The sequence below is a fragment of the Haloarcula sp. Atlit-120R genome (assembly GCF_003665885.1).
Lineage (GTDB): Archaea > Halobacteriota > Halobacteria > Halobacteriales > Haloarculaceae > Haloarcula > Haloarcula taiwanensis.
In genome coordinates this window covers 742,534-756,899 of record NZ_QPLN01000001.1, presented here as the reverse complement: position 1 = coordinate 756,899, position 14,366 = coordinate 742,534, and the positions used below count along the sequence as shown (strand labels likewise).

The following is a 14,366-nucleotide window of genomic DNA, read 5'->3' as shown; positions in this document are numbered from 1 at the left end:
GGTGGCGATGGAAAAGTTTGGAAAGAGGGGTGGGGGTGGGGGTGGTGGCACCCAAATGGGTGCATGCATAGATACACTCGTCAGAGTAAAGAACCTTCCGCATTTCTAACCATGGCAGGGTCGTATCGATGCATGAATTATCAGTACCTATCGACAAACAGTCAGAACTCGGGTATCTTCGGTCGGCGGTAACACATATGTAGGTCCACACCGAAATGCGTACGTGACAACGGTCGCTCCAGACGGGCCGGAGACGCCGGGTACCCCGGCGGTTCGGCGCGCTGTCCGTGCGGACCTCATCGAGGTCCACCGCGTCGAGCAGGCGTCGTTTCCACAGCCGTGGCCGTTTTCTGCACTGGAGAGCTATCTCGGCGAACCGGGGTTTCTCGTCGCCGAAACCGGCAACGACGATGGCGACCCGCCCGCCGTCGCGGGCTACGTCATCGCGGACACGGTGCCGAACCACGGTACCCCGCTCGGCCACATCAAGGACCTCGCGGTTCGGCCAGCGTACCGTCGGCAGGGGGTTGCGAGCGCGCTGTTGACGCGCGCACTCGAGGTTATCGGCGAGACGGGGGCCGGCTCAGTCAAGCTGGAGGTCCGGGCCGACAATGACGGCGCACGAAAGCTGTACCGGCGGTTCGGGTTCGAGCACCGCAAGACTATTCCGAACTACTACAGCAACGGCGAAGATGCGCTTGTGATGGTCCGACTATTATGACTGTGTCGGCTACGTCTGGCATTGTCTGAGCGCTGTGGTCGCACTCCCGTCGTCTACTGCCGGACGCCCCTTCGCAGCCAGTCCTCTCGCAGTACCCACCGCTCCGAGACCCCGACTGCATATACGGCTCCGCGTCCACGGTTCGCACACTGATGGGATACGCCTGTCCAGTGTGTGACGACCCGCAAGCCGACGACGTGCATCTGGCGAATCATCTCGCGTTTACGGCGATGACCGGCGGCGACGACCACGAAGCGTGGCTCGACGAGCGCGTCCCCGACTGGGGCCAGCTCGGTGAGGACGAACTGTCCACCGAGGTCGTCGAGTACGCCGAGGAGACGGAGTTCCCACAGGTGTTTGAAGACACCGTCGACCGCAGCGACGGGGGCCACAGCCATGAACACGACCACGGCCACACCGACCTGCCGCAGGGGGCGGACCGCCACCGTGGGTCGAACGCGCTCAGCGACCACGACAGCGAGGTGCTGGCCGAGGCGCGCGACCTGACGCGGGAGATGCTACGCGAGAGCGACAACGAGAGCGATGGCGACGCCACCGACGGCGATACGTCGGTCGACGGCGACGACACTGCCACGAACGAAGACGAAACCGAATAGTCCCGCCGGCGGCAAGGGGACGTATGGACACTGAGGGGCAGTTCGCGCCGGCATCGGCAGCCGAGGCCAGTGAGCGCTACGACGCGTTCGGGCCGACGGCGCAGGTGGTCGTCAAGGAAGTCGCGAAGGCGATGGGTCTCGACCCGGAGACCTACGAGGAGCGGGTCACCAGTGAGGTCATTGAGACCGCCCGCGACGTACTGTTCGCAGAGTCGCTCGCAGTTCAGGTCGGTTCGATGGCGGAGTTCGAGGAGTGGCGCGAAGACACGGACTGTGAGGTGACGCTGGTCGGCGCGGAGAACGTCGACCACGTCGCCTGGCACGCCGCCCCGTTCGCAGAGCAGGCCGTCGCGGCGACGTTTCAAGATGAACGCCGGGCCGCCGTCGGGACGCTCCGTCGGCAGGCCTTCGGCCGCATCTACCGCGAGGTCGTCTGATGCGTCCGGTCACACGGAACACATTGCTCGGAATCATCGCCGTCGTTGTGCTGTTGCTGGCGCTGGGTGCGCTCCCGGGCCTCCTCAAGAGCGGCGACCCGTACTACACTGTCGCTACGCCGAGCGACGGCGAGTACAGCGTCGACAACGGCACTGCCATCAACTGGAGCACCCAGTCCGAGCGACGCTTCCCGTACACGAGCGCGGCGCTGGCCGAGGCATCCGCGTCGGCGGCCGGGCAGTCCGAGCCGTACTGGCGCGGCCCGTTCGGACTCAAGGGCGCGTTCACCCACTCGCCCTTTGACGAACGCGACGCCTTGCGACAGCAGTACGACGGGGCTGTGACCGACGACGGCGTCGTCGTCCGGCACAACGGCACGTTTTACCACGTCGCGGTCCGACAGGACGTATGACCCGCGAGTCGGCCCACGAGTGGCCCATCGTCGAGAGCAAACGTGAGTACGAGACCGGCTGGTACACCGGCGGCTACGACCGAGTTCGCCAGCCCGACGGGTCCGAGAAAGACTACTACTGGGCTGAACTGCCCGACGCGGCCGTCGTGGTGGCCACGACCGGCGATGAACTCGTCATGGTCGACCAGTACCGCCCGACCATCCGCGAGCAGTGTCTCGAACTCCCCGCCGGCATCGTCGAGGACGACGAGTCCTACACGACTGCGGGCGCGCGCGAACTCCGTGAGGAAACTGGGTTCGAAGCTGCCGGCGTCTCACTCATCGAGGAGTTCTCGTGTTCGACCGGCGTGCTCCGGCACCGCCGCGGCATCGTCTTCGCTGAGGGACTGGAACCGGTCGACCGGGAACTCGACGAGAACGAGTTCCTCTCCGTGACGACCGTCCCAATCGACGAAGCGCTGCAGGTCGCCCGCCGCGAACCGGCCAACGACGCAACCATCGAAGGCATCCTGCTGGCACAGGCCGACGGTTTGCTGTAGCCGGTGAAGGTTTAGGCATCGCCCGCTAGCGGCTGGGTATGGACGGCGAAATCGACGCCGACGAGCTCCGGTCGAAACTCGACGAAGAGACGGTCCGGGTGGTCGATATCCGCTCGCCCGGCGCGTTCGAGCGAGGCCACATTCCCGGAAGCGAGAACGTCCCGTTCCCGTCGCTCGTTGACGAAGTCGAACGGTTCGAAGGCGACGACGAGGTCGTGACAGTCTGTCCGAAGGGGAAGTCTAGCGTCCAGGCTGCCCGGCTTATCGCGTCGTATGAAGGCTTTGATGGCGATGTTGTAAGTTTTGAACCAGGCCTGAACGGCTGGGACGGGCCGCTGGAACGTGCAACCGCTGACGGGGAGGCGACGGCAGACACTGCGGCTGTTGACGGAGATTCCGACGAAGGCCCTGCTGCACCGTTTTAGCTGTTGTTCGGGGTGAAATGGTGGCTCAGGAATAGTGCATCGTCACAAGGGGCTCAGCGGGGGTAACATCTCGTCATCGCCACCAGCAGGTCGTAGTCTCCCACTCGGGAAAAGTGCATCCGTTGCGGACGGCGTGAGTCGACGGACTGCCGGCACCTGTTGCTGGCAGCGAAGTGTCGCGCTGATCGTAGCGGACCACTGCCGACTTCACCGGTAGGAATACGGTCGTCTATATAGCGAACATATAAAATACCTATACGACGAGAGCAAACACTCCGGCTGAGTGTTCCGTGTCTAACACCGAGACAAGCCAGCCGCGAACCGAGCAGGCGCTCGCTGTCGTTCAACGAGAAATCGACTGTGTCGAGGCTGAACTGACGGCGTTCCGGCGCTTTCGGACCCAGCTTGTGTCTATCGAGCCGCCGGCACGAGCCGCAGGCACTGTCGACACATCTGGGGGAGGGATGTCGGCGCTCAGTGCCCGGCAGCCGAAACCCGATACGAACCTGCGTGCCGTCCGGGAAGCCTACCGAGAGACGGTTATGGCTGTGCCACATTTCGAAGCCGAGTACGATGACTCGCTGGAAGCCAACATGTCGATGGAGTTCGGCCCGGAACTCGGCACGCAGATCGCCACGGGAACGCGCCTGACTCCACAATTGTACGAGGCGCTGCTAACCGCAAGTGAGAGAGCACGCGACGAGCGCGAGACGCTGCTCCCGGCGCTCGAACGCGAGCGGGAGTCGTTACAGTCAGTGCGAGCAACGCTTGACAACTGTGAACGCCGCGGGGCCGCACTCGGTGCGAACGCACGCAGAACGACTGACCCGGCCCGACTCGACAGCATCGACAATCAGCTCGCCGAGATCGAAAGCGAGTGCGAGGCAGTGGCAGCGACCCGCCAGCAACAGCTTCACGGTCGGTCGACCGCCGCTCTCTCCGGTGTCGACGGAACCAGTCTCGTTCGGTATCTCTACGACGACTGTCCGGTGACGTGTCCGGCACTCGCTGACACCGTCGCGTGCCTCGAAACGCTCAGGCGGCATCGTCGCCACTGCATCGTTTCGACACGCTAAGGCCGCAGGGTGGCTGCGCCTGATTTGTATACTGTCGAGTGGTCAGGATTGTGGCCGCGGTGCGGCTTTCTGGAGCGCGCTCTCGGCGATGTTGCCGCCGTAGTCGGCGGTCCGGGACAGTGAGTCGACGACGAGCCCGAGCACCTGCGCGCTCTGTGGGTCGAACTCGCGGATCTGGCCGTCGACTTCGCGAGCGGTCTCGTCGACGTCAGGGATCTGACTCCGGGCCTCGTTTGCCAGTTCGACGGCCTCGTCGGAGTCTTCGGTCAACAGTGCGTCCATCGCTGTTTCGGGGACGGCAATGGCTTCGGTTTCCAGCTGATCGAGCAGGTCGGCGGTTTCGCCAGTTATCTCCCCAATCTCTTGGGAGAGGCTAGCGATCTTGGTCGCGTGGTCAGCGATACGCTCTAATTGGCGGGCGCTGGACTGGAAGTCGAAGACGGTCTCGCGCGGGAAGCCGATCTCGTTAGCCGCCGTCGGGTTCCGGAGGACGGTTCGGAACACGCGCGAAACCATGTACCAGAGCCGGTCCACGTCGTCGTCGCGTTGCATCACGTCCGCTGCGAGGTTGTCGTCGTCCTCGATGAGCGCCTCGACAGCATCGGAGAGCATCGTCAACGAGACCAGTCGCATTCGTGTGATCGCGTTGTGGACCGACAGTTCCGATGAATCGAGCAGGTCCTGCAGGACGACCCGGTCCGTCGTCTCCTCGATCATCTCCAGACCGACCAGTCCCTGGGTCGCATCGCGGATGATGCGTCGCTGCTCGGCCGTGATCCGGGTCGCTTCGAGTTGGATGATGTCGAAGCCGCTGACGTACATCGTCATTACCGCCCGCGTGAGTTCGTGCCTGTTTTCGAGCCCTTCCACGTCGAGACTCCCTTCTACGCGGCCGTTGTCCCGCTGCGGAGCGAGCAACAGTAGGTCCCGTTCAGCGTGGAATTCGACGACGCTGCCAGCGCTCACGTCGTTCTCTGTTGCCCACTCTTTGGGGAGGGAGACGGTGTACGTCGACCCGCCTGTCACCTGGACCTTGCGTGTCTCCATGTGACTGGCACTCGTTCACGGGATGGTATAAATCCACTCATATCTATATACTGTATCGGAGCTCTAATATTTGAGGACATATTGTCCGGCTACACGCCGATGATACGACGATATTCGCCGGTATAGGTAATTCAAACCGGTGAAAATGCTATATCTGGCGGCTCATCAGTATCGGTCATATTCGGGGCTCTGACGGCATGATAGCGGCATATTCGCTGCTATATGTCTACCTGTTTGTGAGTTTTTGCCATACCATATCTATATAGTAATACACCAATAGATATAGCTATCTTAGCAGGTTACTTATTACCTGTCCCGCTGGGTTCTGGTGATGGCGCACGATCCAGACGGGCTGTCAGACCTCGTATCGCGGCGGAAATTCATCGCAACAACGGGTGCGACCAGTATCGCTGCAATCGCCGGCTGTTCCAGCGGCAGCGACGGATCCGATTCCGACGGAAGCTCCGGCGGGAGCGCGGACACCGAGGCGGCGTCGACGGAGATGGACTCGGCGGAGACGGAAGCGACCGAAAGCTCCAGCCAGGAGAGCGTCGGCCCGCTCGAATCGGGCGGCTCCTCGACGGTGTACCCCATCGCCAACACGGCGGCGTCCTACTGGAACGCCAACCGCCCGGCCAGCGACAGCGAGTACTGGCCCCACGGCGAGTACGACATCGACACGGACCAGAACCTCGCCGATTACTGGGCCGGCCTCTACGGCTTCGAAGCCGGCGGCGAGGAGGGGCCGCCGTTCCAGTTCACCGTCGGCCTCTCCCACTCCGGGACCGGCGTCGAGAAGGTCATGAACGGCCAGAACGACATCGGTAATTCCTCCGGGAACGTCGAGGACGAACTCCCGGACCGTGACTCCTACGAGCAGTTCGTCGACCACGTCGTCGGGGTCGACGGCCAGCCGCTCGTGGTCTCCCAGGAAATCGCCGACGCTGGCGTCGAGAAGATAACCGGTGACCAGCTCAAAGCCCTCTACAAAGGTGAACTCACCAACTGGAGCGAACTCGGCGGTCCGGACCGCGAGATTCAGGTCCTCGGCCGTGTCAAAGGCTCGGGTACCCGGACCTCTTTCGTCTCCAACGTCTTCGGCAACCCCGAGGAGGACACCTCTGTCGCCAACCGCTACGGCCAGAACCAGCGCCTCGCACAGGCCATCGCACAGGCCGACAACGCCATCAGCTACCTCGCGCTGGCGTTCATCGACACCGACGGCCTGGCCCCCGTCGCCCTGGAGTGGGAAGGGACGACCTACAGCTATCAGGACGACCAGAACGGTCTGGACTCGAAGGCCTACCCCCTCTCACGTGACCTCCACATGTACACGTGGGAAGGCACCTCGAAGAAGGAAGCCGCGGTCATCAACATGATCCTGTCCGACTTCGGTCAGGACACCTTCGTCGCGCCGAACAACTACTTCAAGCTCGGTGCGCGCCGTCAGGAAGAACAGCGCGCCAAGCTCCCCGACCAGGTGTAACCGGCCGGACGCAGTCTGACGATTTCGACCGTCTCGGTCGATTTTCAATAATATGACAGAAGACATACCAACGACGGAGAGTGAGTCGGTGTCGGGCGGGGGCAGAATCGACGGCGCAGCACTTGCGGTCGGCGCGATAGCGACGACGCTGGCGGCGACGATTCTCGTGTTCCTGTTTCGGCCGGCGATAGCGCTGCCGATGCTACTCGCGTTCGTGTTCGTCACGGCGGTCGGGTGGGTCACCTATCAGGCCGAGGTTGCACGCCTGCTCACGCTGGTCGCGACGATTTTGACGGTGCTGACCGTCGCGTTTATTACGTTCTTCCTGTTCGCGAGCGCATTACCAGCGTTTCTCGAACACGGGCTTGGACTGCTACTGATTCCAGAACAGGGCGGGTCGGCTCGCTGGTTCTTCTGGCTCGACGCCGTCCTGCCGTCGGATTCGACGTACTGGAACCCACTCAGCGGGGCGTACTCGCTGATCCCGATGATCTGGGCGACGGTAGTCGTCACTCTCATCGCGGGCGCAGTCGCCGGCCCGCTGGGTCTGTTCGGCGCGCTATTTATCGCCGAGGTCGCCAGCGACCGCCTGCGGGAACTCATCAAGCCCGGCGTGGAGATTCTGGCTGGCATCCCCTCCATCGTCTACGGATTCATCGGTTTCCAGGTACTCAACGGCTTCATCCAGACGAACTTCCTCGACGACGGGGCAAGCTTCCTCATCGCCGGGGTTGTCGTTGGCGTGATGGCGCTGCCGACGGTCGTCTCCGTCGGCGAGGACGCCCTCTCCAGCGTCCCGCAGTCGATGGGTGACGGCTCCGTCGCGATGGGCGCGACCGAGTGGCAGACGATGAAGAGCATCTCTATCCCGGCGGCGTTCTCGGGCATCTCCGCGGCCGTCATTCTCGGCCTTGGCCGAGCCATCGGCGAGACAATGGCCGTCGCCGCCATCATGGCTTCGGGGACACAGTTCGCCGACCCGCTGTTCGATATCTTCGACGCCAACGCGACGCTGACGAGCCTGATTGCGACCCAGTACGGCAGCGCCTCGGAGAGCACCGTCGACGTGCTGTTCGTCGCCGGTGTCATGCTGTTCGTCATCGTCGCCGGCATGAGCATCGTCTCGCAGTACATCGAGCGACGTATGCAACGGAAACTGAAGGGGCAACAATGAGTGACGCTTACGCGACAACGGATCAGCTCGTCAGTGCGGATTCGAACATTTACGACCGCGGACTCGATGCGGCGATAGCGCTCAGCGTCGTCGGCTTCACGCTCGGGCTCGTCACGCTCGTGAACCTCGTCCCGCCCGGGACCAGCGGCAGTGCCCTCACCACGGCCCTCGGAACGCTGCTGGCCGTCGTCGTCGGAGCCGTCGGCATCACTGGCCTTGCCTCTTTCCTCAACGTCGTCCCGGTCACTTCACAGCGAGTCCGCGGCATCGGGCTGGGCCTCGTTATCTCGACGGTGGCGCTGACTGCTCTTGCCGCGACCCTTCCGGTGACGATGGCGACACTGCTGGGCACCGTGTTGCTAGTCGAGGCACTGGCGATCACTGCCGCCGGTGTCTCCTCCCGGCTCGAACTCGTGGACACGGAACCGAACATGAGTGCCGGCCTGCTCTCTGGCGGCGCGCTCGGCGCGCTCGGCCTCGCAATGGGGGCCGTCGTCGGGGGTTCCCTTGCCGGATTCGGCTCGCTCCTGTGGCTTGTCACCGCCGCCGTCGCCGGCGTCGGCCTGTTCCTGCTGGCGATCCTCCCTCGTGAGGACCTTGGTTCGACGCTCCCGACGGCTATCGTCGTCGGCGCACTCGGGCTGACAATCGTGACCGGAACCATCGGGGTGGGCTGGCAGTGGAGCCCGCAGACGCTCTCCGGTGGCTTCACCGGCGGCGCGGTCATCCCCGTGTTCCTCCTGGTCGGGACGCTGCTGTCGGCTTGGTCGGCCGCGAAGTGCCGCGCCGGGTTCGGTGCCCGGGGACGCGAGTACGGGGCCTTCCTCGTCATCAACCTCAACGCCTTCCTGATGGTGGCTGTGATGGCGACAATCGTCGTGTTCGTGACCATCAAGGGCATCGGCTACGCCGTCCACGGACTGTCGATCGGTGCGCTGACGGCACTGGTCCTCCTGTCGCCAGCTCTTCTGGCTACAATCCAGTTCGCTCGTTCGCCTGCGGGCACGACTGACTGGAACACTGGCGCGCGACAGCTATTCCGGATCCTCCCACTGGCGGCGGTTGGTTCGCTCGCTGCGGTGTTTGCGAGCGTGCTCGTCACCGGCACCCCGCTGCGGTACGCCTACACCTACACTGTCCAGGTCAACCGACAGGGACGTGCGCTCGATACAGCGCTCGCAGTGACGCCCAGCACGACGGTCGGGACGCTGCTGCTTGTCCTCCCGGCACTATTGCTCGCGGTCACGTTCTTCCGGTCGTTCGGCTCGCTCCGCAACGTCGGGACCCAGTCTGACCGAGCCGGCTCGATCCGACAGGCCGTCCCGACGGCAGTTCTCGCGATGGTCGTCCTCATCGGCTTTTTCCTCGCCTTCGGCCCGACTCCGTTCGGCCTCCCACTCAACGAGACGGTTGCATTCGCCGCTGTCGTCGCCGGATCGGTCGCCGCGGGCGGTCTCGCAGTCTCCCCACTCGTCGGCGTGCTCGCAAGCGACGGGCCGACGCTGGCGGAGAGCGCACAGCGGGAGGCCCCGCTGTTCACGCTGGGGGTGTTCGGCGGACTCGGGCTGTTGCTGGCGACGCTGCTGCTCCAGCCAGTTGCCGGCATCAATCCGCGAGTTGGTCCGGTAAATCTCGTGCCTGCGGTCGCGCTCGGGGCCGCTGTGGCCTCGCTCGCGCTGGCGACGCTCACCACGGCTGCAAAGCGGTCCAGCGAAGAGACGATTACCCGCCGCCTGCTGACTGAGGAGACGCGACTCGGCCTCGTCGGTGCGGCCGGCTTCACCGCGCTAGTGGGCCTGCACGTAGCCGCTACCGGCACATCGTTCAACGTTCTCGGCGTCTCCATTGCCAACGAGGGGAGCCTCTCGTGGCCGATGGTGATGCAGGCCTACATTCCGCTGGGAGCCGAGCCCGGCGGTATCGTGCCTGCGATCATCGGCACGGTGTGGCTGGTGATCGGCGCAACGCTGTTCGCCGTCCCGCTGGGTGTTGGTGCGGCAGTGTTCCTCACCGAGTACGCCGAGCAGGGCCGATTCACTTCGGTGGTCGAAATCGCGACAAACGCGCTGTGGTCCACGCCGAGCATCGTCTTCGGTCTGTTCGGAGCAGCATTCCTGATTCCCCGGCTTGGCGGCGACGAGTCGCTGCTTGCCGGGATGCTGGTGCTTGGCTTCATGCTCCTGCCGCTGGTGCTCATCACCTCGCGGGAGTCAATCAAGTCGGTCCCCGACGAGTACCGCGACGCCAGCGCGGCACTGGGTGTGACCCAGTGGGAGACCATCAAAAGCGTCGTCCTTCCGGCGGCGATGCCGGGCGTCATCACCGGCGTCATCCTCGGCGTCGGCCGCATCGCTGGCGAGACTGCCCCGCTCATCCTTGTCCTCGGCTCGACGCTGAACGCGACGGCCGCCGTCGACGTCATCGACGGCTTCCGCTTCGTCTCGGGGCCACCGTTCATCGTCAATGACGCCTTGCTTTCGGCCTCGGCGTCGCTGCCGACGCAGGTGTGGGCCGTCATCGCGGCCGGGGTGTCGGGGTCGCCACAGATGGGATGGGCAACAGCGTTTATTCTGCTGATCGTCGTGCTGACGTTCTACGCAGTCGGTATCACGGCGCGGACATACTTCCGGAGGAAACTCAACTATGAGTGATAGCATCAACACGGAGCCGAGCACGGACACGCAAACGAACAGCGGACAGACAGTCGACACCACCTCGCCAAGCGCCGAGACGACGGCCGGCGAGAGCGACGAGCGGATCCGCGAGGCGTGGCGGCAGTACGACTTCGACGGCAAATCGAAGCTCTCGGTCGAGAACCTCGACGTGTGGTACGGTGATGACCACGCGCTGAAGGATGTCTCGATGGAGATCCCCGAGAACAGCGTCACGGCGCTTATCGGGCCATCCGGCTGTGGCAAGTCGACGTACCTTCGCTGTCTCAACCGCATGAACGACCGCATCAAGGCCGCCCGCATCGACGGCTCGGTCGAACTCGAAGGGACCGAGATCTACGACCCCAACGCCAACCTCGTCGAACTGCGCAAGCGTATCGGGATGGTCTTTCAGTCGCCCAACCCCTTCCCGAAGTCCATTCGGGAGAACATCTCGTATGGCCCGCGCAAGCACGGCGACATCAACAAGGGCCTGCTCGCGCGCCTGTTCGGTCGCGACGACACCGAGGCAGAGGCTGAACTCGTCGAGCGCTCGCTGAAGCAGGCCGCGCTGTGGGACGAGGTTAGCGACCGACTGGACGACAACGCGCTCGGCCTCTCGGGCGGGCAACAACAGCGCCTCTGTATCGCGCGCTGTCTGGCCGTTGACCCCGAGGTCATCCTGATGGACGAGCCGGCCTCGGCGCTGGACCCCATCGCCACCTCGAAAATCGAGGACCTCGTCGAGGAGCTGTCGAAGGACTACACGGTCGTCATCGTCACCCACAACATGCAGCAGGCGGCCCGCATTTCCGACCAGACGGCCGTGTTCCTCACCGGCGGCGAACTCGTCGAGTACGACGACACCGACAAGATATTCGAGAACCCCGAGAGCCAGCGCGTCGAGGACTACATCACCGGCAAGTTCGGGTGACCCATGTCGCGCGAGTCGTACCAGCAACAACTGGACGAACTCCGGGACGGCGTGGTCGGGATGGGCGATCTGGTCGTCGAGCGACTCGAATCGGCGCTCACTGCGCTCCGGACCGTCGACCGGGAGATGGCGCAGTCTGTCATCGATGGCGACGAAGAAATAAACGAGCTGTACTTGACGCTCGAAGCCGACTGCATCGACCTCTTTGCCCTCCAGCAGCCTGTCGCCACCGACCTGCGCTTCGTCGCCGCCTCCTTCAAAATCATCACCGACCTCGAACGCGTCGCGGACCTCGCCACGAACCTCGCGGCCTACGCACAGTCGGCCGACCGTCGACTTGCCCCCGAGGTCGACGTCGACACTATCGGCCGCGAGGCCACCGACATGGTCGAGCGTAGTATCGACGCCTATCGACTGGAAGCCGTCGAGGACTGTCGCGCTATCGCGGCTGATGACGACGCGCTCGATGCGCTCTGCCAGCGGGCCAGCGAGACCGTCGCCCGGGACCTCATCGAACGGGAGGCCGACGGCGACGACGGCTGGGCGGTCGAGCAACTCCTCGACGACGTGTCCCGGCTCCTGTTGACGGTTCGGGACCTCGAACGCGTCGGCGACCACGCGGTCAACATCGCGGCACGCACGCTGTACATGGTCGAAACCGACTCAGAACTCATTTACTAGCTATGGAAACCCGAAAGATACAGACCGTCGGCGGCGGCACGTACACCGTTTCGCTCCCAAAAGAGTGGGCCGAATCGGAGAACTGTACGGCCGGAACGACGGTGAACCTCCACACGCACATCGACGGGCTCCTGGTAATCCAGACCCCTGAGTCACAGACGACGGCGCGGAACCGCCTCAGACTGGAAGTCGGCAACGACGACCCGGCGGAAATAGAGCAGCTGTTGCGGGCGGCCTACGCCGCTGGCGTCGAATCTGTCGTCCTTGAAGTCCCCGATGGCTACAGCGACGAACAACACCGGGCCATCGAACGCGTCACCCGGAACCTGACAGGTGTGACCGTCGCTGAGGCGACCGAGTCACAGGTCACGGTCCGGACGATGCTCGATGCTGGCGAGGTGTCCGTCAGCCAGTCGGTCCGCCAGCTCCAGTTCGTCGCCCTGTCGATGCACCGGGACGCGATGGCCGCGCTCACGACCGGGACGACCGGCGACCGGTGGGCCGACCGCGACGAGCAGGCCGACCGGCTGTACGCCATGATAGACCGCTACTTCGAGCGCGGGCTGGCCCGCCTCGACGAGATAGACGCGCTCGGGCTGACCCGTCCCGAACTGTTCACCCTCTGGGGGACCGCGAACGAACTCGAACGCGTGGCCGATCACGCCGAGCGCATCGGGACCGTCGCCGACCGACTCGACGGCCAACCCGACGAGCGTATCATCACAGCCCTCGACAGCATTGCACAGGATGTCCACGCTGTCGTCGAGGACGCTGTCCGAGTGATCATTGGCGACGCCTGTGTCGACACCGCCCGACAGACACTGGCCACGCGCCGGGACGTTCGAGAGCGGATAACCAGTCTCGACCGACAGCTGTTCGAGTCCGGTGACGCCGACTACCGGCTCACGCGCGCCCTCGACAGCCTCGCTAGAACGGCGGAACACGGCGGTAATATCGCCGAGTTCGGGCTCCGGATGGCTGTTCGCGACGGCGCGCTCTCGGACCCGGCAACTGACACCGACGAGGCAAACGCGTCGAGTTCGACAGCTGAAACAGAGTCCTGACCAACGCACAGCACACAAGAGTCATCGGTTCCGAGACTGGCTATGGTTGACTGGGACGTGTATCTCGTCACGCAGGCGTCGCTCTCGGCAGGTCGGAGAACCGACGAAATCGTCGCAGACGCGATTGACGGTGGCGTCGGCGTCGTCCAACTCCGCGAGAAGGACCGGACCGCGCGCGAACGCTACGAACTCGGTCGGGAACTGCGGGACCTGACCCGCGAGGCCGACGTCGCGTTCGTCGTCAACGACCGCGTAGACATCGCACAGGCACTCGACGCTGACGGGGTCCACCTCGGCGACGACGACCTTCCTGTTCCGGTCGCGCGGGACTTGCTGGGCGAGGACGCACTCATCGGGCGCTCGGTCTCGACTGTCGAAGACGCCCGGGAAGCGGCGGCGGCCGGCGCGGACTATCTTGGCGTTGGTGCAGTGTTTGCTACCGGCTCGAAAGACGACATCGATGACGACGAGTACGCCATCGGCACCGAGCGAGTCGCTGCTATCGCAGAAGCAGTAGACATCCCGTTTGTCGCTATCGGCGGCATCACGGCCGATAACGCCGTTGAGGTCGTCAGAGCGGGTGCGGACGGGGTCGCTGTCATCACAGCAATCACGCAGGCCGACGACCCGACAGCGGCGACGGACGCGTTACACAGTGCCGTCGAGCAGGGGCGATAGCACTGGCTTGTTCGCGGTACCGCCGAGACAGCCCGGTTTGCGGGCGGCGCTCAGATACCGAGAAGGTCGGGCGCGACGAGGGCGACGACGACGAGACAGAGAAACACGAGAATCGCGACCGAGCGGAGGACGCCGGCTGTCTGTCGTCTGCGCTTTGGCAACACCTCCGCAACGCCCGCTAATCCGGTTCCGACGACCATCGCGAGTAACCAGCTGTCCGGGACAGCACCCTCGGTAACCCAGGCGGACACGTAGAGACCGGCGAAGACAAGTGACCCAGCGAAGTGGACGAGAGCAATCCGTGGCCCGGACGGTTCGCTGAACACAGCGTTGCTGATACTGGAGGGCATCAGCGGTGAGATGCGTCCCAGAATTAATAAATTGCGGTGGTAGCCGCGACAGAGGGTCTGTCGTGTCCAGACC

Annotated in this window: 16 protein-coding genes; 14 read left to right on the top strand and 2 right to left on the bottom strand. The window is 64.1% G+C overall.

What is annotated here, in order from left to right:
- The first annotated feature begins 223 nt into the window (after positions 1-223).
- The 7 genes from rimI to DVK01_RS03860 all read left to right on the top strand — a co-directional run bounded on the left by rimI (position 224) and on the right by DVK01_RS03860 (position 4,228).
- Positions 224-721: a ribosomal protein S18-alanine N-acetyltransferase gene (gene rimI / locus DVK01_RS03890; RefSeq protein ID WP_101350985.1), complete on the top strand. Its 498-nt coding sequence runs from the start codon at positions 224-226 to the stop codon at positions 719-721.
- Positions 722-873: 152 nt separating this feature from the next.
- Positions 874-1,338, top strand: coding sequence for a DUF5810 domain-containing protein (locus tag DVK01_RS03885; protein ID WP_121535490.1), 465 nt, complete (start codon positions 874-876; stop codon positions 1,336-1,338).
- A gap of 23 nt (positions 1,339-1,361) precedes the next feature.
- Entirely contained in the window at positions 1,362-1,775 is a 414-nt protein-coding gene (locus DVK01_RS03880) for a DUF5809 family protein (RefSeq protein WP_121535487.1), read from the top strand.
- Entirely contained in the window at positions 1,775-2,188 is a 414-nt protein-coding gene (locus tag DVK01_RS03875; protein ID WP_101350982.1) for a hypothetical protein, read from the top strand. Before DVK01_RS03880 ends, DVK01_RS03875 begins: the two co-directional genes overlap by 1 nt.
- Positions 2,185-2,727 (top strand): NUDIX hydrolase, encoded by a 543-nt coding sequence (locus DVK01_RS03870; RefSeq protein WP_101350981.1) that lies wholly within the window; start codon positions 2,185-2,187, stop codon positions 2,725-2,727. The genes DVK01_RS03875 and DVK01_RS03870 overlap by 4 nt, the downstream gene beginning before the upstream one ends.
- A 38-nt stretch (positions 2,728-2,765) precedes the next feature.
- Positions 2,766-3,152, top strand: coding sequence for a rhodanese-like domain-containing protein (locus DVK01_RS03865; protein WP_121535484.1), 387 nt, complete (start codon positions 2,766-2,768; stop codon positions 3,150-3,152).
- A gap of 290 nt (positions 3,153-3,442) precedes the next feature.
- Entirely contained in the window at positions 3,443-4,228 is a 786-nt protein-coding gene (locus DVK01_RS03860) for a hypothetical protein (protein ID WP_101350979.1), read from the top strand.
- A gap of 42 nt (positions 4,229-4,270) precedes the next feature.
- Here DVK01_RS03860 and DVK01_RS03855 read toward each other — a convergent pair whose 3' ends face one another.
- Positions 4,271-5,275 carry a phosphate uptake regulator PhoU gene (locus DVK01_RS03855; RefSeq protein WP_101350978.1) on the bottom strand — a complete coding sequence of 335 codons (1,005 nt, stop codon included), beginning with the start codon at positions 5,273-5,275 and terminating at the stop codon, positions 4,271-4,273.
- A gap of 331 nt (positions 5,276-5,606) precedes the next feature.
- Here DVK01_RS03855 and DVK01_RS03850 point away from each other — a divergent pair, with 331 nt between their 5' ends.
- From DVK01_RS03850 to thiE, 7 genes are read left to right on the top strand one after another with little or no spacing between them, the layout of a single operon-like run.
- Positions 5,607-6,761, top strand: coding sequence for a substrate-binding domain-containing protein (locus DVK01_RS03850; RefSeq protein WP_101350977.1), 1,155 nt, complete (start codon positions 5,607-5,609; stop codon positions 6,759-6,761).
- A 52-nt stretch (positions 6,762-6,813) separates the two neighbouring features.
- Positions 6,814-7,935: a phosphate ABC transporter permease subunit PstC gene (gene pstC / locus DVK01_RS03845; RefSeq protein WP_101350976.1), complete on the top strand. Its 1,122-nt coding sequence runs from the start codon at positions 6,814-6,816 to the stop codon at positions 7,933-7,935.
- Positions 7,932-10,586 carry a phosphate ABC transporter permease PstA gene (gene pstA / locus DVK01_RS22925; protein WP_101350975.1) on the top strand — a complete coding sequence of 885 codons (2,655 nt, stop codon included), beginning with the start codon at positions 7,932-7,934 and terminating at the stop codon, positions 10,584-10,586. The genes pstC and pstA overlap by 4 nt, the downstream gene beginning before the upstream one ends.
- Positions 10,579-11,520 (top strand): phosphate ABC transporter ATP-binding protein PstB, encoded by a 942-nt coding sequence (gene pstB, locus DVK01_RS03835; RefSeq protein ID WP_101350974.1) that lies wholly within the window; start codon positions 10,579-10,581, stop codon positions 11,518-11,520. The genes pstA and pstB overlap by 8 nt, the downstream gene beginning before the upstream one ends.
- A gap of 3 nt (positions 11,521-11,523) precedes the next feature.
- Positions 11,524-12,201: a phosphate signaling complex protein PhoU gene (gene phoU / locus DVK01_RS03830; RefSeq protein ID WP_121535481.1), complete on the top strand. Its 678-nt coding sequence runs from the start codon at positions 11,524-11,526 to the stop codon at positions 12,199-12,201.
- A gap of 2 nt (positions 12,202-12,203) precedes the next feature.
- Positions 12,204-13,265 (top strand): phosphate uptake regulator PhoU, encoded by a 1,062-nt coding sequence (locus tag DVK01_RS03825; protein ID WP_101350972.1) that lies wholly within the window; start codon positions 12,204-12,206, stop codon positions 13,263-13,265.
- 42 nt (positions 13,266-13,307) lie between these two features.
- Positions 13,308-13,943, top strand: coding sequence for a thiamine phosphate synthase (thiE, locus tag DVK01_RS03820; RefSeq protein ID WP_121535478.1), 636 nt, complete (start codon positions 13,308-13,310; stop codon positions 13,941-13,943).
- A 50-nt stretch (positions 13,944-13,993) separates the two neighbouring features.
- Here thiE and DVK01_RS03815 read toward each other — a convergent pair whose 3' ends face one another.
- On the bottom strand, positions 13,994-14,293 hold the full coding sequence (locus DVK01_RS03815; RefSeq protein ID WP_121535475.1) for a hypothetical protein: 300 nt from the start codon (positions 14,291-14,293) through the stop codon (positions 13,994-13,996).
- Between the last annotated feature and the right edge of the window lie 73 nt (positions 14,294-14,366).

Excerpts from the sequence above, each read along its gene's own strand:
- DVK01_RS03825 (WP_101350972.1), top strand. The coding sequence starts at position 12,204 with ATGGAAACCCGAAAGATACAGACCGTCGGCGGCGGCACGTACACCGTT.
- DVK01_RS03885 (WP_121535490.1), top strand. The coding sequence starts at position 874 with ATGGGATACGCCTGTCCAGTGTGTGACGACCCGCAAGCCGACGACGTG.
- DVK01_RS03875 (WP_101350982.1), top strand. The coding sequence starts at position 1,775 with ATGCGTCCGGTCACACGGAACACATTGCTCGGAATCATCGCCGTCGTT.
- pstA (WP_101350975.1), top strand. The coding sequence starts at position 7,932 with ATGAGTGACGCTTACGCGACAACGGATCAGCTCGTCAGTGCGGATTCG.
- DVK01_RS03855 (WP_101350978.1), bottom strand. The coding sequence starts at position 5,275 with ATGGAGACACGCAAGGTCCAGGTGACAGGCGGGTCGACGTACACCGTC.
- phoU (WP_121535481.1), top strand. The coding sequence starts at position 11,524 with ATGTCGCGCGAGTCGTACCAGCAACAACTGGACGAACTCCGGGACGGC.
- pstB (WP_101350974.1), top strand. The coding sequence starts at position 10,579 with ATGAGTGATAGCATCAACACGGAGCCGAGCACGGACACGCAAACGAAC.
- DVK01_RS03870 (WP_101350981.1), top strand. The coding sequence starts at position 2,185 with ATGACCCGCGAGTCGGCCCACGAGTGGCCCATCGTCGAGAGCAAACGT.
- DVK01_RS03815 (WP_121535475.1), bottom strand. The coding sequence starts at position 14,293 with ATGCCCTCCAGTATCAGCAACGCTGTGTTCAGCGAACCGTCCGGGCCA.
- pstC (WP_101350976.1), top strand. The coding sequence starts at position 6,814 with ATGACAGAAGACATACCAACGACGGAGAGTGAGTCGGTGTCGGGCGGG.
- DVK01_RS03865 (WP_121535484.1), top strand. The coding sequence starts at position 2,766 with ATGGACGGCGAAATCGACGCCGACGAGCTCCGGTCGAAACTCGACGAA.
- thiE (WP_121535478.1), top strand. The coding sequence starts at position 13,308 with ATGGTTGACTGGGACGTGTATCTCGTCACGCAGGCGTCGCTCTCGGCA.
- DVK01_RS03850 (WP_101350977.1), top strand. The coding sequence starts at position 5,607 with ATGGCGCACGATCCAGACGGGCTGTCAGACCTCGTATCGCGGCGGAAA.
- DVK01_RS03880 (WP_121535487.1), top strand. The coding sequence starts at position 1,362 with ATGGACACTGAGGGGCAGTTCGCGCCGGCATCGGCAGCCGAGGCCAGT.